Genomic DNA, 18,822 nt, shown 5'->3' on the forward strand with positions numbered 1-18,822 from the left:
TATATCGTTTTAAGTATCAAATTCATCTTTAGTCTCTAAATAGTATAGATATTCCTCTCTGTATGCTTGGTAGTCTTGTTGGTACAAAGCTTCCGAAGCAGAAAGGCTAAGTAATCCAATAACCAAAGGGTTTGCATAGTCAAAATACTCATTGAACATCTGGCAATCTTCGTAGTGTATTCGACTATTCCTTTGGGGCTTACTATACTTTATGTAATAGTGTAAGATAAATCCTCCAAGAACATCAGTTATTTTATAGGTTAGCAAGGATAAGCTCCTGTCTATTGGAGGCTCTTTTATATCTTTTCCATGCGAGGCAAAGCCACAGTCATTTCTGAATTCTGCAATCGTTTGTGTAACGGCGGCAATTCGTCTTGATAATTCATAAATCTTCTCATTATTATAACAAGAAGGGGTTATTGTATCAACAGTTTTGCGAACTAAACCCTGAAAAGACTCGCACTGTTTGTATGTGATATTTTTATTGGTTAGGATGGTTTTACATATTCCTTCGATTAAACTTTTACAAGTTTCAATGCATAGCGATGCATTTGTTTCGATAGATTCTTCTATCATTAAAACATGTGCTTCAAAAGCGCCAAAACTCGGCATCTTAGTAATATGTTCTCTTGTCCAATCCATACTAATTTGATCTTAAATTATCATTTATCCGACGGTTGATGGCGATTTTATCGTCGAGGGAAGAGAGGATGGAGGCTATTCTTTTCTGAACTTCATACTTCGGATAGGTAATTTCAACTTGCCTCAATTCCGTTTGTTTAATGCCCGTTACAGTAGTTCCTGTTTCTCTGGCAATCAAACGTCCCTTTCCTATTTTAGATAAGAAAAAATATTTTAAATATGTGTTATCTAAAACATATTTTTTTCCTCGTAATGTTACGATGCGCTGAGCAAGTGCAATGTTTTCGTTCTCTATTTGAGCGACTTCTCCTAATGGGGCTTCTGTAGTTAAAACAACATCTCCTCTCTCTGGAAATCCGCGAACCATCCAAGACCTATAATCTTCGTTAGAGATAAATTCGTTAGGAGTTTGGATTATTCCTCCTTTTACTATTTTAGCAGTAATAAGAGGTACTCCTTTGTCCGTTTTATTAGGAGTCTTACCGCGATAGTCAATAATACATTCTAATAAATTTTCTAATATATTTGTTTTCCACTCTTCCATAAATGAGAATTTAGCTGTGTAAATCACTGATTTTTAACTCGCCGGACATCAATTTGGGCAAAATAGAGTCGCGCAATGCTGATAATTTTTGATTTTCACTTCGCAGATAATGCATTTTATCAAGCACAGGATTTGTACGTACACAAAAAGCCTCAACTACACTCATATTAATTGCGTATCTTAATCTTAGAGTATCTTCTGCATGAAAACGTTGATGACTACCGGTTGCCCCATTCACAAAACTCATGATAGAGTTGTAAAATGTATCACTATTTACAGTTGAATATACAAACGAGTATAATTTCTCATCCTTTGCTCTGTATGGAATAAACTCAGTTGAACATATAGCATTTCCTTCTACAATATGCGTGAACCAAATTCTTTTTATCCTTGGATTTAGCTTGGAAAATAGTGTAGTATTATCGTTTAATACAATTTTATTACTCATAATGTCTGCTCCTAATTGCATCTCTGGATTCATAGCATTATCACAAGCGGGAAGACTATAATGAGTATAATGGGTATCAGGATATAGTTGAGGATTAAGTGTCTTCTTACTTATATCAACAAAACAACCTAACTCAACTACTTTCCATCCTTCCGGTATCTTTCCCAACTCCGAATCAAGAAATTTACCATCCTTAAACGGCTCAAAATCAACAAACCAAGACTTATATAAAGCCTGTGCTTGCTGCTCTAAATTATCATTTATCCGGCGATTGAGGGCGATTTTATTGTCAAGGGACTTTATTATATTGGAGACTTTTCTCTGATACGTAATTGGAGGCAACTGGATAATCTGCTTTGAAAGAGTATCTACAGATAGACCGGGTTGAGCGGACTGTGCTGAAAGATTACCTAAGTGCATTAAAGACAAAAGGCAAGACAAATAATAAGTATCAGCGAAGTCATTGCCAACAACCACTACCGCATGCTCTGTCATATATGATTTGCCTTCGAAGAAGCGAACGTTCCCACAGTAAGCTCCTTGTCTTCCAATGATGGCACACTGTCCTTCAAAGTTTGAGGTTTCGGCAAACCCTCTTATCCCATTTCCGCCAATTACAGGATATATTCCTTCCTTCAATACGTTATTCGCTAATATGCTTTTCCCACTTCTCAATCGAGAGCAAACATCTCCTAGCTTATATTCTTTCCACTCTTCCATAAATGAGAATTTAGCTGTGTAAATCACTGATTTTTAATTCGCCGGACATCAATTTGGGTAAAATAGAGTCGCGGAGTTGAGACAATTTTCGATTTTTGGCTTCATTTTTTTCTTGAATTTCGAAAAGAGGATTAAGTATTTCATTGAAATTACAAAGAGTCTTCAATTCGGGGATTACAACTGGCAGAGAATTCATCAAAGTTCCTGAAGCTTCTTTAAAGGTAGAGCCAGAAGCCTTTGATTCTATTTCAACAGTATTTGTCTTCAAATAGTAATAAATAAAGGGGGTCCCTATCTCTGCATGCGGGACAATCGATTTAAACCCTTGGTTTGTACATATTTTATTAGAAGCAATACTTAGATATCCAATAGGTGCACGAGAACTAAACAAAACACTCCCTTTGGGGAGTAACTTTGTACTACAACTATCATACCCTTTCTCAGTTATATCGACCTCTCCTCGTGATGTGAATTTAGCATGAGTAATGGATAGGTCTTTTGGAGTAAGCCATGCTATACCTTCCGATGTATAATACTCTGGATGGCTTTTGGAAGGAGTACTTCCTCCTATTATTTTTCCAACATCAGATAGTTTCCCAACTCTCCACCCTTCAGGTATCCTTCCCAATTCAGAATCAACAAATTTACCATCCTTAAACGGCTCAAAATCAACAAACCAAGACTTGTATAAAGCTTGTGCCTGCTGCTCTAAATTATCATTTCCCTTTCTCTTTTTGACGAAACGAGTTATGCAATTATATGTTGTACTATATGTCCACATTTTTAATTGATATATTTACGGTGAGAGAGTTTTACATTTGTCTGATTGACCATTGCATAGTGCATAGTTGTGTCAATCTTAACATGACCTAATAATTGTTGTACCTGTTCAACAGGCATACCTTTGTCAATGGCCATAGTTGCCAGTGTTCGTCGGAACTTATGAGGATGCACCCTATTTATTTTTAATTTACGTCCAACCTTTCGGAGACGTATTTCTACACCAGATATCTCCAATCGCTTATGAGGTTTAGCTAATGAGACGAACAGGGCAGGATTTTTATCTTTGCGGGATTTCAGGTATTGCTGTAAATGAATCTTTGTCCGTGCATTGAAATAAACCATGCGTTCTTTGTTCCCTTTTCCAAAAACTATACACTCTCGTTCTTGAAAATTAATATCGTTCCGATTGAGCTTTACAAGTTCGCCCACACGAATACCGGTTGACGCAAGAAGGTCTATTATTGCCAGGTCCCTTATATTTTCACAATTGTCACGAAGCATCTCTAATGCCTCATCGCTTAATACCTCTTTTACTTGCGTTCCTGTTTTTACCTTATGAATCCGCCTTACCGGACTTTTTAGGATATAATCTTCTTCTTCCAACCAAGAAAAAAAGGAGGAAAATATCCGCCTGATATTATCTATTGTGACTTTACTTGATTTGCGCTTACTCTGAAAAACAGCCAAGTATGCTCGAATGTCCTCAGTAGTGTAATCCGCTACATTCTTCGGCAGGCCTTTATACAAATGGCGAATCGTTGATTCATAATACTTGATTGTTTTAATTGAGCAACCTTCGACTTGTTTTGCAGATAAGAAAATTTCTAATAACCGGGTATTTGATGCCGAATCTTCATGTACACTCTCCTTATCCTCTATTACTTCATACTTGCTAAGTATTTGAAGCAACGAAGTACTGAGTTGTGCTGTTTGTTCCAATGTTAAAGCTCCCGACATAGAATTTTCAATCTCTTTAATTAATTTTTCTTTCATATTTCTTCAATTATAAGTAAATGTTAAACTGAAGAGAACATGAATGCTATTTTATCGTAAATCCAATACTCTTCAGCTGTTTGCGAATTTCATCTTCTAATTCATGTGATTGTGCGAAGAGATCTGACAACTCGCCGGTGAGGCGTGTCATTTTTTCATCAAACGGTTCTCCGTCATCTTCAATTTCTGCTATTCCCACGTAACGACCGGGTGTCAGTATATAATCTTGTTTAGCTATATCTTCTAGAGAAGCTACGGCGCAATAACCTTTCTCATCTTCTAAGACTCCTTCATCAAAAGCCTCAAACGTATTAGCTATTTTTGAAATGTCGTCGTCTACAAGTTCTCGGAGTTTACGGGTAATCATTGTACCCATATTGCGAGCATCAACAAATAAAACCTTGCCTTTCTGTTTCTTATTTCGATTTAAGAACCATAAAGAAACAGGGATCCCCGTTGTGTAAAACAGTTGAGCCGGAAGAGCTACTATCCCCTCTATCAAATCAGCTTTAATGATATTCTCTCGAATAGAGCCTTCACCTCCTGTTTGAGAGGACAAAGAGCCATTTGCTAAAACCATCCCAATTTTTCCATTTGGTGACAGATGATGGATCATGTGCTGTAACCATGCAAAGTTGGCATTGCCGGCAGGAGGAGTCCCAAACTTCCAACGTACATCCTCTTGCAACTTGTCCGCTCCCCAATCACTGAGATTGAAAGGAGGATTAGCCATAACAAAGTCAGCTTTTAACGTTGGATGTTGGTCGTCAAAGAAAGTATCTGCATAGAACTTCCCTAAATCGGCTTCTATCCCATGAATAGCCAAATTCATGTGAGCCATTTTCCATGTAGTAGGGTTGCTATCTTGACCAAAGACTGAAATGTCATTAATATTTCGTTTATGCTTTTCAATGAACTTAGCAGACTGAACAAACATTCCTCCAGAGCCACAAGCAGGGTCATAAACTCGACCACTATAAGGTTTCAAAACTTCTACCAATGTTTTAACGATACATGCTGGTGTATAAAACTCTCCGGCTAATTTACCTTCCGCTTCCGCAAATCTGGAGAGACAGTATTCATAAGTTCGTCCAAGAATATCTTTGTTATCGCCGTGTTCCTTCATTTGGATGTTAGTAAACAGGTCAACAACATTACCAAGTCGTCTTTTATCTAATTCCGGACGTGCAAAATTCTTGGGTAGAATCCCTTTCAATCGAAGGTTCTCTTTCTCTATCATACGCATTGCATTGTCGATCATTGTTCCAATCTCTGCGGTATGAGCAGCTTCTGCTATTATATTCCAACGAGCTTCTGTAGGGACAAAAAATATGTTTTCTGAGGTGTATTCATCCTTGTCTTCTTCAAAACCATCCCCCTCCTCTATCAAGGTTTGGTATCTTGCTTCAAAACAATCTGAGATGTATTTTAAGAATATTAATCCTAATACAACTGACTTGTATTCAGAAGCGTCGAGATTACCTCTTAACAAATCTGCAGCTTTCCAAATTTCTTTCTCAAAGCCTATCTCTGCCGTATTTTTCTTAGCCATATTTTACTTTTCCTTTTTATTATCTACAATTAAATCCTTCACACTCACCTGTAGTAATTCCGCAATTTGGTGCAACATTTCCAAACTCGGTTGCTGCCGGTTACAAGCATAAGCATTTATTGAGCTGAAACTTTTACCAAGTTTTTCAGCTAACCACGTCTGCTTAATTCCTTTTTCATCAAGGACTTCTTTTATTCTGTTCAATTCCATTGGATTATTTTTCTATGAAACATACAAAACGCACGCACAAATATAGCTAAAAATCTGCTATAAAAATAAAGCAAGGATAAATATCCCTGCTTTATTACCACTCGTTTTCAGAATGTTACTTGTTTCGCTTCAAATTCTCTGCTTCACGCCTTAGTCGTTCTGCCTCTTGCTCTTTCAACCTCGCCTGCTCCAAACGCTTGGCTTCTGCTAATACAGCCTTTTCATATTGCTCTACTTGCTTTCGGATAATTTTTATACTATCTCGCTTATAGTCAAATACATTTTCTAAATACTCTATTCCATCCGGCGTTGTTGTTCCTTGCATTTTTACATAACGATATTTCAGATCGTTGTCTTTGTAAGAGGCGATTTCCTCTCGCTGGTAGTATATCATAAACATACACACAAGCAAAGCAACACCTATACCGATTACACTAAAGAAGATTTTGTTCGAAGCTATGCTGAATATATGATGGCATTCTGTTTTTGCAGGCCTGCGTACCTCTTCGATTGTTTCTTGTAACTTGTCTGTCAATTCGTTTATGACGGATAAGTCTGGCAACTCTATTTCGGGTTGAACAACGGTAGGAGTATTATCGTTCCCCTTTTTAATCAGCTTTTTGATTTCTTCAAAAAGCGTGTATACTTCGTTTATCTCTATATTTCTCATTATCTTACTGTTTAATTTGTAAATACACTTATATTTGTCGTCCGAACTTTCGTTTCGGCTTTTTCTTTAATCGCTGCTGGCGAAGATATTCGGCCTCATTCTCATCGTATCCGCTTCCGGGCTGAATGTCAAACAATCCACCTAAAGCAGAACCGACTGATTCTATTGTTGATACAACGGCATCACTGCTAGAATGGGATTGTCCTTGAAATTGGCTTGCCGACTGGATGCGGGTGTTTTGCTCTAACTGGTAGTCAATTTTCGAGTAGCTAAACATCTTATCAACTTTAGAGCCATTAAACAAATATCCATTCTTCTGAAACCGAACTCCCTGTACTTCATCGGAATTTCCTTTGGTCTTGAACTCGGTTTTTATCCCTGCCTTTTGCAGTTCATTGATTAGCTGTTGCCAGCTTTTGCATTTCGGCACCAATGTTTTGAGAGAATTGTATATCTCGTATTTGGTTTTATCCGGTTCTTTCAAGCGGTGTTCTTTTACGTTCTCTTTGCCGGTGGCGAAGTACAAACCGTATTTCTCAGTCAATTCCTTGCAGATCTTCTCGCTTCGGAAACGGTCGTTGCTATCTGTAATCGTCTTGCCGTTATTATCCACTCGGTTATAGACCAAATGGATATGCGGATGTTCCTTGTCGAAATGCCTCGCAATGATATATTGTGTGTTCACTATCCCCATTTGTTTCATATAGTCGTGAGCAATCCGTCCCATCAGTTGATTGGATAGTTTATCTTTGTCTTGTGCAGAAAAGTCTAACGAGATATGACACACCGGTTTTGCCACACGACTATTCAAGCTCGCTTGGGTTACGAAACTCTGAACGATGGAAGCTTTGCTCTTCACTCGAAGCCCGTCAAAATCGACAATCTCCGTATTCTTCTGCTTGTCAAGAATGTAATTAACCGCACCCTTGAACGCTTTACCCTTTACTATTTTTGCCATCATCTTCAATCATTTCAATTACGTTATCAATCTTATCTGCCAGATAGAGGTATTCATGGCGAGTACTGGTGTAACCTTCAGCATTTGCTTTTCTGGCAATCTGATTCAGGTTGTTCCCCATTCCTGATAGCTTTCGAATATAATCGTTCAGTTCAGATGTTAACCGGGGACAAATTTTACCTCCGGCTATACATTGACGAACGAAGTCACTTCGGTTAATTCCTGCCGATTTGGCTTTCGTCTTTAGCGAAAAGTACTCGCGAGAATCCATCTTAACGCTGACCATATAGGTGCGTTTTTCGCCTAATCCTTTGGTGGGTCGACCACCTATTTTTCTCGGTTTTTTATCTTCCATTTTGAATTGCTATTTTACTATTAGACCAGCGGGATTTCCTCCCATTTTGGGGAGCAAGTGGCGTTTTGGTATGACCAAAACATAAACTTGCTCCGCTAAAAATCGCAGATTTTCCATTAGAGTCTAAATCTGGTCTTCTTGCGAGGATTTACCTTGTTCTTTGAAGAATTGTCAAGTACTAACCCAAATTCTTCCATTAGTATTTTCAAGGCAGGATTACGTTTAATCATGTCTTGAAGAATTGCCGTAGGCTGTTTCGCCTCAAGTAGAAAATCGGCGATGTCATACCCTTCTTTCCGTTGCTCCGGCGTTGCTCGTTTCTCCAAGAAATCGAAAATTTCGACCTCTATGTTTAGGTTTTTCATTTTATCGGCTTTCACTTGCCAATCCTCCCATGCTCCTAAATCCGGAAATAGGATTGTCTTTCTACCTTTAAAAATCTGCAAGTTTTCATCATTGAAACAGCCATGTTTCCCGCCGGTAGCGATCCATTGAAATTGGGGCATATAGAAAGAAGAGATTAATGCGGTCTTTTCACTTTCTACAATTGCTACCGGCAGATTGGATTGACTGGCGAGCAGGTGTTCGCCAAAGAAGCATTGCCTCAGGTTGAAGTTGTCTTGTTTCAGGAGCGAGTGTACCCATGTGATATGATTATATGGATATTTAACTCGCTTTCCGGTCTCCGGATCATATAGCATTACCTTTCCTGTGCGCACTTTTCCGGCAATATCCATTTGCCAGAAAACTGTTGCTCCGTCCCAATGCTTGGCAGAACCGACCTTGTACTTCGTCATCAACTTTGTCGTTTCATCTTCTCCCAACTGAGAGGATAGGTATTGAAACAACTTGTTTTGCTGATAATGACCAAGCGAAGATGCGACCAAGTTCGGATCAATATAGCTTGGTTCTTTTTCTTTCACAGGAGGGAGATTTCTTGGTATCGTAGGCTGATAATCAGAAAAGCTCTCTCGCCATTCTGGGTTTTCTTCGAAATATTGCTTTGGTGTGAAGTGGTATCCACATTTTTCTTCCCGGTCGCATCTACCCACATGATTTGGGAAAGAGACCTTGTTTTCGGTATCAATGTAGAGTGAAAAGCAACGCTTTTGTTCGCAAGCCGGGCAGGTGTGCCGTGTTGCGATTCCTTTATAGGGTTCTAATATATATCTATAGCTCATTATGTTTTTTACATTTTGTACACTTTCCGCATATCTCGAGAAACAGAACTGTAAATCAATGCTTTACTCTCTTTGAAATGTGCGTATCGGTTTACACAACCTCGCACTTTAAGTATGGCAAAAGCATGAAAAAGCGGAAAAGTGGATTGTTTTGCAAATTGTTATATACCTGAATGTCTTTGATTTAGAATCAAAAGTGTAGAGAATGCGGGAAATGCGCTAAAGCAATTTCCGGTATCGTCCATGTTTGTAGTTATCAAGCAAGCCATCCTTGAAATCACTAAGCATACGTTTGAAGCTATCTGCTGATATGGAAAACTGAGAAGCAACTTGTATTCCTTCCGCTGTAGAGAAGTCTGACGGAAGTGCATTATACAATCGTTGTTTGTCAGAGGGAAGCTGCTCCAAAGTTGCAGAAGAGGCAATAATTTGTTGAACCTTACGTGCGGTCTTCTGATAATAACTAACCAACTCGATAGCCCCCTCCACACTGACTAAATCAATAGAATCTTTAGAGGCTTCTCCACAGAGCCAGCGAGCAACTTGCAAGATCAGGCAGAAGCGAATGGCATATATTTCCAACTTACTGTAAATACCCATCAACGTCTCGTTGATTTCTCGATTACATTGATCCGTATTCCCTCGTTGCCAGTCGTAGAGTCGCTTCCTGGCATCTTCTTGAAAATACAACTCAACAGGAATTATATCGCCATTGTCATCGGTGAGGTATTCCTGATTGATAAGTTTCTGCATCAGGTTATTCCAAGTAGGGATTACATGCCGAGATAACTGCTGATCGCTCCAATACTGCTTTTCTAAATTGTTTGGCAACACAAATAGAATACGGTCTAAAAAACCGTTTTGATTACGTTCTCCTTTCGCCATCTCTCTCAATACTCCATGCTGAATGGTGCCGATTACGCCAATGAAGGAGTTTTTGACTGATACAGAGTTTTTGGATCCACGTCGATCCAAAATTATCGGCTTGCCATTGTAAAGAGAGAGCCAGAACTGTTCCTCAGAACCCTTTGTATAGCGATTGAAGTTCTTAAACCAAGAAGCTAACTCGTCCGTGTATAAACAAATCCCTCTTTTGTTATTTTCGTGGATGAAGGCAAGGCTTTCAGGAGTAATATCTGAAACAACAAACTTTTTCAGAACGGGTTCGTTTGGCAATTCGCTAATTCCTTGCTCCTCACGCTCTTTCCGACTGAGATAAAGAAGCTGTTCGTATTCCTTAATCTCTTTCTTAAACGTAACTGCATTCTTCGCGTCATGCTCAAACAAAGGATGAAAGGCAAAGCTAAGTGGATGGCTTTTGTTTACTCCCGGACGACCAATCAGGGCGATATAAAGAATCGCTCGTTCTGACCAGCCTTCCTTTAACTTGGCAACATGCGTATTACCAATTCCAACTGATAGTACAAAACAAAGTGATGCTGCAATGTAATCAATGGGATAGTTAAGACATTCTCCTGTCGCATAGATAATATCCTGAATCTGATGTGGGAACACTTGAACCGGATAATCTGAGCCGTACATCTTTCCTTTATAATGTAGAGCTTCGTGGATGATACCCTCTGCTGTAATTTTATTTTCCATAATCGTTGGCTTTAAAAATTACGACGTGAAGGTCGGCGACGGATTCCTTGGTTGACACGGGCTTCAACTTCTTCTTTCAGTTCCTCTATGGTTTTTCGCTTACCTTGAGTAATCCATGCCATTAGTTCATCTTCAAAGAAAAACAGTTTCTTTCCTCGTTTATAACAAGGAATAAGTCCTTTTCTTGCCAAAGCGTAAACGGTTGGTTTGGCTTTCATAATCAGCCGACACGCTTCTTCAATTTCTATCGGAACTCGCTTTTCTGTCGGTTGACTTTGCTTCGTCTCAACCAAGCTTTTCAGTTCTGATACTTCTTTAATAAGATAAGCAACCGCCTCGGGTAACTTATCGAAAGTGATGATTTCGTTGCACATAATTCAATTGCTTTTTAATTGTTTCAGTGCAAATAAAAATGGTGTTTCAACGGTGACACAGATCACCAGAGAAACACCAGAAAAACATTTTGAGATAGTGGTTAATACTGTTCCTTACTTTGTGTCGTCAGTTTTTTTAGACTCTCCTGTATTTGAATTGTGCTATTTGGTTCGAATATCTTTAGTTTTTTCTTAATGGTTTTCAGCTCCATATCTTTCAGTTTCTCTTCAAACACGGCTTTGATGAATCGGGCGATTCCCCATTGGTCTGTTACGTCGAAGTGATTCCAGATATTCCAACCAAAGTGGCAAATATCAGCGGTGGTCAGGTCTTTTACTTTTACCGGCTTGAAAGTGGGCGTATTTAAGTCGCTTCCGGCTGCGTAGATTTCTATGTTTTCACAGAGTAGGTCCATATCGGCATCTGAAATATATGGGGCGAATGTTTCTTTTGTGTATTGGATTGCTGTACTTAGCTTTTCAGTATGTTGTAGCGCAAGCAGTTTTTGCTTCTCTTTCCGGATTTCATCCAAAGAGAGTTGTTTTACCGGTTCTTCCTCCGGCTTTGGCACTTCTTTTATTTGTTTGGGTTTAGGGAAAAGTAATTTACCTGTTTTATCCAATAATCCTTTTATTGCTATAGTGAGGACACAATAGGATATTATCCCAAGTCCGGCAATAAGCCAGAAGATGGTGTTTGCCGAAAATGCATCAACCCCTTGAGCAACAACCGTAGCTCTCACAATAAGACCAATAGCAAAGCAACCAATCGCTACTGATAGGTAGATTATGATATATTCATGGTATTTATTCTTCATCACTATCATCTAATGTTGTCTTCACTTCATCGTAGTATTCGTTTAAATGCGCTCTCAGTACTTCTTTAGGTATCAATTTCTGTTCATACGCAGCTATCAAGCTAGGGCTTAAACTTCTACTTAATGAGTATTCAACTACTGAGGCATCGGCATTTTTGCACAACAATATACCAATACTCGGGTTCTCATTCTCTTTTCGCACATCTCTATCGAGTGCTTCAAGATAGAAATCTAATTGTCCTGTATGCTCTGGCTTGAATTTTGTAGTTTTAAGTTCAATGGCTACAAGGCATTGCAATCCTCTATGAAAAAACAGAAGGTCAATTTTGAAATCGGTCATTCCCACTTGAATAGGATACTCTTCTCCCATAAAGATGAAATCTTTGCCCAAATCCAATATAAATTTCTTCATTTGCTGTATGAGTCCCTGTTGAAGGGTCTTCTCGCTATGGTTCTCCGGCAAGTTTAGGAAATCAACCATATATCTATCCTTGAATAATTGCTTAGCTGTAGGATAGGTTTCTTTCAACTTTAAAGATTGCTTCTTTTCTCCCAATAAGCTCCGTTCATAGACACTTGATTCTATCTGACGGCGCAATTCTCTATATTTTAATTTCTCCTTGTAAGCTAAAAGGATATAGAAAACTTTTTCTTCTTCAGTCTTGCATCCTGTTATAATCTCCAAGTGAGATGTCCAGTTTATCAAAGACAAGAAAGATATAATCTGTCTTTCGTCTCTTAATTGTGGCGGCATTGCCGCCACAATTGTATTAATTTGAATATCAGCGCTTTTTGTTTGTGGCGGCAATGCCGCCACAAATTTAGCAGAACTATATGTCTCATAAAATTTCACCATTCTATATATGGCACTTCTATCAAAACCTTTTAGTTCGGGCTGGTTATTCTTTAAATATTTAGCAAACTGATCAACTACTCCTGATCCCCATTGTTCGGATATTATTCTATGGGAAACATACTTTCCTACTTCCCAATTTGTTGTGATAATCTCGGTATTGATAGCCTGGTAAGCTCTATTCCTATGAGAAATGATGATTGATTTCAATTCCTCAAACTGTGACTGTATTTTGTTTACTTCGTATCCCATGGTTATTTGTTTTTTAGGTAGTTGTATAGGTCTTTTGCTGTTGGCAAAGTTATTGTAATTTCTTTACCATCCTTATTTTCTATGACTCCCATGTTTGAATCTGTTCCGAATTTTGCGTCATATATCCACCATTCTACAGTTTTGCTTGTATCATCAGTAGCTATTTCAAGCAACATGATTAGAGCTTCCCACAAATAATGGTTGTCATATATTGGTGCATGACAACCGGGGAAAGCATTTTCCATTGACTCCCCAAAGAACTCATCGTGTTCTAATTGTTTTCTCAAAGCTTCAATCGCTTCTACAAAGTCTTCTTCTGATATATGTATATTCTTCATCTTATTTCAAACTAATCTTATTCGCTGATTCTCTTTTCTTCTCACTCACCAGCTCAGCATACACCTGAGTTGTACTCACATTTTTATGAGTAAGCATCTTGCTGACGGTATAAATATCTGTGCCTAAGGCTATCTGAAGGGTCGCAAACGTGTGCCGAAAGCAATGATAGGTAATGTTTTTCGTAATCCCGGCTTTCTTGAGCCAGTTTTTTAAGGGGTATTGTGTCATGGAACGCTGCAATCCTTTGAATACTTTCCCTTTTCCACGTTCACCGCAGAGTTCCAACGCTTCGAAGCTGATGGGGAGCGTTGTTTCTGTTTCAGTCTTTTCTGTACGTAACCGTAAGCAGTATCCATTGTCGGCGCCAAGAACAATTTCATCCCACGTCAGGTTGAGAATGTCACTGATCCGTAATCCTGTCAGGCAGGAAAAGAGTGAGGCGTTTTTAAGTACCGGAATATCACATGGCGTATTTGCCAATAGTTTCACCTCGTCATGGGTCAGGTATTCTTTGCGAACATCCTCGTATTCTATTTTCTCCAAAAAGTCATTTACGTTTTCCTTAATCCGCTTGTCCCTGTATGCAATTTTTAATAATCCACGGAAGGTAGAGAAATATCCCGCTGCCGAATTGCGAGCTATCTTATGCTTGGGCCGATTCAGCTGATTTGCATTCAATAGATAAGAACGAAACTTGCGACACAAATCTACATTAACATCACCAAAAGTGCACTTGCCATTAACAAACTTATAAAAGTGATCGTAAACTCTCAACCATTTCTGATCTTTAGTTTTACACATCTCACTGAAGTAGGCTAAGAAATCTCCCTTCATCTTATGTTTATCCAAGAATCCGTATTCCTCATTAATTATAGATTGTACACGGATAGAACGGATGGCCTCAGCTTTTAGGAGCATCTCATTATTATATTCACGCTCTACTTCATTCTTTGGATGCAAGTAGATATAGATTCCTAAATATTCCCTCCGGCTCATCTCCATTGTTTCGGGATTGCGGATGGCCGGATAGAAGTCCAGATATAAACTCTCCATATCATTTTTGATAGGCCGGCGGCGTAAAGTGACTTTTGATATTGACATGGCTTATATAATTATCGGGTTTAATACATTGTCTAATTCCTGTTTGGCGATCTTAATTGACTTTCCAATCTTTACTTTAGGAATCTTATGATACTTCACATAATGATATATCTGATCTCGGCTCATGTTGTACTTTTCCATGGCTTCCGGAACTGTATAGTATTCCAGTCTTTCCGGCTCTACTTCTTCTTTTAACTTATCCACATGATATTTCGAGTAAAACACATATTTGCCTTCTTTCTTTTTGGGGATTGAGTTTTCAGACACAAATGAGTATACGGAATTGATAGTCATATTAAACTTTTCCTTTATATCATCTACAGAATACCATTCGGCAATGCCGGTGTATTGGTTCTTCTTGGAAAAGTAAGCGTCCACATGTTTACGACTGAAATAAGTCTTTCCTTTATTTAATGTACGAGGGAAATTGTTTTCCTTGGCTACTTTAAAAATCCATGATTCGTTTACCTTATATTTTTCTTTAATCTCAGCAAGCGTACAAAGTTCAGAGATAGGCTTACGATCGGTAGAGGGTTTTGCTTTGTATTCCTCTTTTGCATCAAACATGGTGTCAATATCTTTTCTGCGAATAAATGTTTTTCCACCTATTTGAACTGCCGGTAAACTTCCGGAATGAAGATATCGGTATACAGTCATTCGTCCAACACTCAATAGAAAGGCAGTTTCTGATACGGAGAGAAATTCTTTGTCTTTGATCTTTTCATACTGATCACTAATCATCTCCATCTCTTGCATTGTGCGATAGTTGATAGCCGTCAACCTCATCTGCCGTTTATTATCTTTATACGCTCTTGAGTTGCAAGTGTGTGAGCAATAACGGGTCGTGGTCTTGTAAGCATTGAATGTAATGCCACAAAACTCACAGATCTTTAGTATACTTCCTTGTTCTTTCATCTTATTTCGCCAATATTCTGTATCATCATGTATCACTGTGTATCAAGAAGTCCCAATAGTGTATCATCTGTTAAAATTAGGACTTGAAAGACAGATGCAAAAACACAGCGGTACAGCCGTGGTACAAAAGTAATCGAAACAATTGGATTTAACAATAGGGAAGCATTAATTAGACAAAATATAACTGATTTGCAATAAGATACTTTGCTGTTAATGATAGTTATTGAAAATGGATGATAATCTCAACTTACTTCCCGATACAGAAATTCTCAAAAATATTCCCCAGCACCTGGTCGTTTGTAACTTCTCCAACAATATCGCTCAGATGGAAGATAGTCTCCCTGATATCTTGCGAAAGGAAATCACCTGAGATGTGCATATCCAATCCTTGCTGTACACGATGTATGGCCTCTAATGCTTTAGTCAAGGCTTCGTAATGGCGTACGTTCGTAACAATCACATCATTTTGGGTGACCGTTGGTAAGTGTGCAGCTTCTACAAGCATTTTCTGTAAATGTTCTGTATGTGTGCGTTGTTTAGCCGAGATGGAAATATATTGAATATTATCTTTATTAATAAGATCGGTAAGTATGAACAGTAATTCTTTTTCCTGTTCAGTAGACAGCAAATCGGTTTTATTTAAGATAAGGATGAGCTGTTTATCTTCTACAAGGGGGAGAATTTTACTTGATAGTTGTTGAATCTGCTTCTCCACCTCCCTACTATCAATTACCCAAAGAATGATTTCGGCTTGTTCTATCTTTTGAAAAGTACGTTCAATACCAAGATTCTCAATCGTGTCGTTAGTATCTCTGATACCTGCGGTGTCTATAAAGCGGAAGGTGATGCCGCCTATATTAATAGTATCTTCAATAACATCACGGGTGGTACCATGAATATCGCTGACGATAGCCTTTTCTTCGTTTAACAATACATTGAGCAGAGTTGATTTACCAGCATTGGTTTCGCCAATAATGGCAACAGGTACTCCATTCTTAATGGCATTTCCTACACTAAATGAGTTTACCAGACGCGAAATGACGCGTTCAATGTTATTGGCAAGTTGGAATAACTCGTTGCGATCGGCAAATTCCACATCTTCTTCACTGAAGTCGAGTTCCAGTTCGATCATCGAAGTGAAATTGAGTAGTTGTCCACGTAGTTCGGCTAGCTCTCTACTGAAGCCACCTCTCATTTGGCTAATAGCTAAGCGGTGGGTCGCTGCTGAGGTCGAAGCTATCAGATCGGCTACGGCTTCGGCTTGGCTAAGGTCCATTTTACCATTCAAGAATGCTCGTTGAGTGAACTCTCCTGGTTGGGCGGTGCGGCAACCATTCTTTATTAATAGTTGCATGACTTGTTGCAGAATATAAGATGAGCCATGACAAGTAATTTCCGTAGAATCTTCGCCTGTATAGGATCGTGGAGCGCGGAAGAGGCTTACAAGTACCTCATCCACAATCTCTTCACCATCATAAATCCGTCCGAAGGTGAGGGTGTACGGCGCCTGGTCTTCCAACTTTTCCCCACTTCTGGCGGGAGTAAAGATATGGCTGGTAATCCGGATAGCTTGCGGACCTGAAACGCGTATCGACCCTATGGCACCACCTTGTGCAGTTGCTATGGCGCAAATTGTATCTTGATTCATCATGGTTTTTGTCTTTTGATTTGCAAAGATACCGCTTTCTTCCATAACAAAAAGCCCGGTTTACCTGAAAAGGATGAACCGGGCTTTGATTTTTCAATTGCTTATTAAAATAGCTTATTTAATGTGTACGATTTCTTTTCCCTGAATCACGCCGTTTTCATTGAATGAGTCGATGGTGAAATAATACTCGGAGTCGCGATTGAAGAAACGTAGCTCACATTGATTATCGTAAACCATTGTTTCATTCTTAATTTTGTCTTTCTTTACTCCCCAACGGATGATATAACCGGAAGCATTTTCCTGTGCAGTCCAACTGAAATTCATCATGCGTCTGTCTTCTGGGTTTCGGTGAATGGTGAAGTTGGTAACTTCACGCGGTAGCCCACCTTTGCCATGACCAAAGACACGGAAATCGTAAAGGGAGAATTTACCCAGCAGATCTTTGGTGTTGGTGATACGTAGGAAGCGGGTTTCTATCGGATTTTCCAATACAAATAGCTCATGTGGTGCATCTTTCTTATTTTGGGTCTGGTCAACTATAACTTTCCAGTTGTTACCATCATTAGATGCTTCGACCTTGTATTGATAATAAACGTATGAGTTCTCTGCTTTGTTGGTGAAATCATGATCGGCAAAGTTGACTTGTAACGCTTTGACTTCCACTGTTTTGCCTAAGTCTGTTTGCCACCATTCTCCGGCATTCCCGGTTTCGGCAGCCCACCATGTTTCAACCTGTTCATCGTTGGCATACTCCACTTTATAATCAAGAAGAGCAGAAGATGATGATGCGGGTTTGCCATGGGATAACATATTCCAATTCATATATCCGGTTTCTTTTTCCATGTTCACCTTTCTATCAGGAATCATGAATGGGTAGTCCGTAAATACGGTATGGCTGTATAGGTTATCATCGTTGGAGATGTAAATGGGGAATAAACCAAGGCGGCGTTCAAACATATGACGTTGTGAGATCTTCATTGTGGCTACGTGCCAGTAGTTGCCATATTTATCCTTAAACGTATGCCCATGACCTGCTCCTCCGATAAAACCTCCGGGCTTAAATGAGAAAGGACTACTTTCTACATAGGTGTATGGGCCTAGCGGATTGTCGGAAATATATAAACCATCACCATAAACCCGCACTTCAGTTCCCGGTGCGGCGTATTGCAGGTAATATTTTCCCTTATATTTAATAATGCAGGGACCTTCATTGTATCCGGCTTTATTAAGATTATTGTTTGGTCCTTTTACTTCCCAACCATATTTGTCGGGATTGTGTTCTATCAATACTTTAGCCTCACCAACTACTTTGAACTTGTTTTTAGGGTCTACTTCAACTCCAATGATGGGGTCCTTGTCAGAGCATCCCCAGTATATATATACTTTTCCGTCATCATCGAGGAAGAAGGCCGGATCAACGGAGCCGGCAATTTGGAATTCAAACTCAGACCCTATATCTTCCCAATTATCCATATCGGGATTGGTACTTTTAAATATCTTCGGATCGGATGAACTCATGAAGTAAATAGCATCATCCATTACCATGATTGCCGGAGCATAATGCTCTATTGTTGTTATGGTTTTGCAAGGAATATAGGTCCAATCTATCAGGTCCGGAGAGCTCCAATATCCACCGGATTTAGATGCAAACAGATAATATTTGCCTTTGAAATATTCCAATACCGGGTCGGCCGCCTCTCTTCGGGAAGGCTCGTCGGGGTGGAAACGATAGTTCAGATTGAGTGGATTGGCAATGATACGTGATGTGTCTGTTTTTTGTTTTCCAATGGGCGAGCAACCGGATAAACTGCAGAATATGAGTAATAAAGTGCCAATAATCAGATAGTTACTTTTCATATATTAT

General features: G+C 39.1%; 20 protein-coding genes. All 20 read right to left on the minus strand.

From position 1 onward, the window contains the following. Nucleotides 1-9: 9 nt before the first annotated feature. The 20 genes from D0T87_RS02750 to D0T87_RS02845 all read right to left on the minus strand — a co-directional run bounded on the left by D0T87_RS02750 (nt 10) and on the right by D0T87_RS02845 (nt 18,815). Nucleotides 10-642, minus strand: coding sequence for an abortive infection family protein (locus D0T87_RS02750; protein WP_163172608.1), 633 nt, complete (start codon nt 640-642; stop codon nt 10-12). A gap of 1 nt (nt 643) precedes the next feature. Further along, the gene (locus tag D0T87_RS02755) at nt 644-1,186 is read right to left on the minus strand and encodes a restriction endonuclease subunit S (RefSeq protein WP_163172610.1); all 543 of its coding nucleotides are present in this window, start codon (nt 1,184-1,186) and stop codon (nt 644-646) included. Nucleotides 1,187-1,196: 10 nt separating this feature from the next. Then, nucleotides 1,197-2,354, minus strand: coding sequence for a restriction endonuclease subunit S (locus tag D0T87_RS02760; protein ID WP_163172612.1), 1,158 nt, complete (start codon nt 2,352-2,354; stop codon nt 1,197-1,199). A gap of 10 nt (nt 2,355-2,364) precedes the next feature. Beyond that, on the minus strand, nt 2,365-3,135 hold the full coding sequence (locus tag D0T87_RS02765; RefSeq protein WP_163172614.1) for a restriction endonuclease subunit S: 771 nt from the start codon (nt 3,133-3,135) through the stop codon (nt 2,365-2,367). Between the two features lie 2 nt (nt 3,136-3,137). Then, nucleotides 3,138-4,130: a site-specific tyrosine recombinase/integron integrase gene (xerA, locus tag D0T87_RS02770; protein ID WP_163172616.1), complete on the minus strand. Its 993-nt coding sequence runs from the start codon at nt 4,128-4,130 to the stop codon at nt 3,138-3,140. A gap of 46 nt (nt 4,131-4,176) precedes the next feature. Then, on the minus strand, nt 4,177-5,682 hold the full coding sequence (locus D0T87_RS02775; protein WP_163172618.1) for a class I SAM-dependent DNA methyltransferase: 1,506 nt from the start codon (nt 5,680-5,682) through the stop codon (nt 4,177-4,179). Between the two features lie 3 nt (nt 5,683-5,685). Next, nucleotides 5,686-5,892 carry a helix-turn-helix domain-containing protein gene (locus D0T87_RS02780; protein WP_163172620.1) on the minus strand — a complete coding sequence of 69 codons (207 nt, stop codon included), beginning with the start codon at nt 5,890-5,892 and terminating at the stop codon, nt 5,686-5,688. Between the two features lie 115 nt (nt 5,893-6,007). Beyond that, on the minus strand, nt 6,008-6,562 hold the full coding sequence (locus tag D0T87_RS02785) for a hypothetical protein (protein ID WP_163172622.1): 555 nt from the start codon (nt 6,560-6,562) through the stop codon (nt 6,008-6,010). Nucleotides 6,563-6,590: 28 nt separating this feature from the next. Next, entirely contained in the window at nt 6,591-7,523 is a 933-nt protein-coding gene (locus D0T87_RS02790; RefSeq protein ID WP_163172624.1) for a relaxase/mobilization nuclease domain-containing protein, read from the minus strand. Further along, nucleotides 7,498-7,875, minus strand: coding sequence for a plasmid mobilization relaxosome protein MobC (gene mobC, locus D0T87_RS02795; protein ID WP_163172626.1), 378 nt, complete (start codon nt 7,873-7,875; stop codon nt 7,498-7,500). Before mobC ends, D0T87_RS02790 begins: the two co-directional genes overlap by 26 nt. A 116-nt stretch (nt 7,876-7,991) precedes the next feature. Beyond that, a complete protein-coding gene (locus tag D0T87_RS02800; protein WP_203558593.1) occupies nt 7,992-9,056 on the minus strand; it encodes a DUF6371 domain-containing protein in 1,065 nt (354 codons plus the stop codon). Between the two features lie 219 nt (nt 9,057-9,275). After that, entirely contained in the window at nt 9,276-10,658 is a 1,383-nt protein-coding gene (locus tag D0T87_RS02805; RefSeq protein ID WP_163172628.1) for a DUF3987 domain-containing protein, read from the minus strand. A gap of 11 nt (nt 10,659-10,669) precedes the next feature. Beyond that, nucleotides 10,670-11,032, minus strand: a complete 363-nt coding sequence (locus D0T87_RS02810) for a helix-turn-helix domain-containing protein (protein WP_163172630.1) — start codon at nt 11,030-11,032, stop codon at nt 10,670-10,672. A 101-nt stretch (nt 11,033-11,133) separates the two neighbouring features. Next, complete coding sequence (locus D0T87_RS02815) at nt 11,134-11,853, minus strand: mobilization protein (protein ID WP_163172632.1); 720 nt, start codon at nt 11,851-11,853, stop codon at nt 11,134-11,136. Next, nucleotides 11,840-12,955 carry a YhcG family protein gene (locus D0T87_RS02820; RefSeq protein ID WP_163172634.1) on the minus strand — a complete coding sequence of 372 codons (1,116 nt, stop codon included), beginning with the start codon at nt 12,953-12,955 and terminating at the stop codon, nt 11,840-11,842. The genes D0T87_RS02815 and D0T87_RS02820 overlap by 14 nt, the downstream gene beginning before the upstream one ends. 2 nt (nt 12,956-12,957) lie before the next feature. After that, on the minus strand, nt 12,958-13,293 hold the full coding sequence (locus D0T87_RS02825) for a hypothetical protein (RefSeq protein ID WP_163172636.1): 336 nt from the start codon (nt 13,291-13,293) through the stop codon (nt 12,958-12,960). A gap of 1 nt (nt 13,294) precedes the next feature. Further along, nucleotides 13,295-14,395, minus strand: a complete 1,101-nt coding sequence (locus D0T87_RS02830) for a site-specific integrase (RefSeq protein ID WP_163172639.1) — start codon at nt 14,393-14,395, stop codon at nt 13,295-13,297. A gap of 3 nt (nt 14,396-14,398) precedes the next feature. After that, on the minus strand, nt 14,399-15,310 hold the full coding sequence (locus D0T87_RS02835) for a helix-turn-helix domain-containing protein (protein WP_163172640.1): 912 nt from the start codon (nt 15,308-15,310) through the stop codon (nt 14,399-14,401). Between the two features lie 247 nt (nt 15,311-15,557). Next, nucleotides 15,558-16,958 carry a tRNA uridine-5-carboxymethylaminomethyl(34) synthesis GTPase MnmE gene (gene mnmE, locus D0T87_RS02840; RefSeq protein ID WP_163172857.1) on the minus strand — a complete coding sequence of 467 codons (1,401 nt, stop codon included), beginning with the start codon at nt 16,956-16,958 and terminating at the stop codon, nt 15,558-15,560. 114 nt (nt 16,959-17,072) lie between these two features. Beyond that, nucleotides 17,073-18,815 (minus strand): family 43 glycosylhydrolase, encoded by a 1,743-nt coding sequence (locus D0T87_RS02845; protein ID WP_163172641.1) that lies wholly within the window; start codon nt 18,813-18,815, stop codon nt 17,073-17,075. Nucleotides 18,816-18,822 lie beyond the last annotated feature (7 nt).

Source organism: Bacteroides sp. 51 (assembly GCF_010500965.1).
In the GTDB taxonomy this organism is placed as follows: Bacteria; Bacteroidota; Bacteroidia; order Bacteroidales; family Bacteroidaceae; genus Bacteroides.

Bases quoted from the DNA above. Each gene is read 5' to 3' on its own strand.
- D0T87_RS02750 (WP_163172608.1), bottom strand. From the start codon at position 642: ATGGATTGGACAAGAGAACATATTACTAAGATGCCGAGTTTTGGCGCT.
- D0T87_RS02755 (WP_163172610.1), bottom strand. From the start codon at position 1,186: ATGGAAGAGTGGAAAACAAATATATTAGAAAATTTATTAGAATGTATT.
- D0T87_RS02760 (WP_163172612.1), bottom strand. From the start codon at position 2,354: ATGGAAGAGTGGAAAGAATATAAGCTAGGAGATGTTTGCTCTCGATTG.
- D0T87_RS02765 (WP_163172614.1), bottom strand. From the start codon at position 3,135: ATGTGGACATATAGTACAACATATAATTGCATAACTCGTTTCGTCAAA.
- xerA (WP_163172616.1), bottom strand. From the start codon at position 4,130: ATGAAAGAAAAATTAATTAAAGAGATTGAAAATTCTATGTCGGGAGCT.
- D0T87_RS02775 (WP_163172618.1), bottom strand. From the start codon at position 5,682: ATGGCTAAGAAAAATACGGCAGAGATAGGCTTTGAGAAAGAAATTTGG.
- D0T87_RS02780 (WP_163172620.1), bottom strand. From the start codon at position 5,892: ATGGAATTGAACAGAATAAAAGAAGTCCTTGATGAAAAAGGAATTAAG.
- D0T87_RS02785 (WP_163172622.1), bottom strand. From the start codon at position 6,562: ATGAGAAATATAGAGATAAACGAAGTATACACGCTTTTTGAAGAAATC.
- D0T87_RS02790 (WP_163172624.1), bottom strand. From the start codon at position 7,523: ATGATGGCAAAAATAGTAAAGGGTAAAGCGTTCAAGGGTGCGGTTAAT.
- mobC (WP_163172626.1), bottom strand. From the start codon at position 7,875: ATGGAAGATAAAAAACCGAGAAAAATAGGTGGTCGACCCACCAAAGGA.
- D0T87_RS02800 (WP_203558593.1), bottom strand. From the start codon at position 9,056: ATGAGCTATAGATATATATTAGAACCCTATAAAGGAATCGCAACACGG.
- D0T87_RS02805 (WP_163172628.1), bottom strand. From the start codon at position 10,658: ATGGAAAATAAAATTACAGCAGAGGGTATCATCCACGAAGCTCTACAT.
- D0T87_RS02810 (WP_163172630.1), bottom strand. From the start codon at position 11,032: ATGTGCAACGAAATCATCACTTTCGATAAGTTACCCGAGGCGGTTGCT.
- D0T87_RS02820 (WP_163172634.1), bottom strand. From the start codon at position 12,955: ATGGGATACGAAGTAAACAAAATACAGTCACAGTTTGAGGAATTGAAA.
- D0T87_RS02825 (WP_163172636.1), bottom strand. From the start codon at position 13,293: ATGAAGAATATACATATATCAGAAGAAGACTTTGTAGAAGCGATTGAA.
- D0T87_RS02830 (WP_163172639.1), bottom strand. From the start codon at position 14,395: ATGTCAATATCAAAAGTCACTTTACGCCGCCGGCCTATCAAAAATGAT.
- D0T87_RS02835 (WP_163172640.1), bottom strand. From the start codon at position 15,310: ATGAAAGAACAAGGAAGTATACTAAAGATCTGTGAGTTTTGTGGCATT.
- mnmE (WP_163172857.1), bottom strand. From the start codon at position 16,958: ATGAATCAAGATACAATTTGCGCCATAGCAACTGCACAAGGTGGTGCC.
- D0T87_RS02845 (WP_163172641.1), bottom strand. From the start codon at position 18,815: ATGAAAAGTAACTATCTGATTATTGGCACTTTATTACTCATATTCTGC.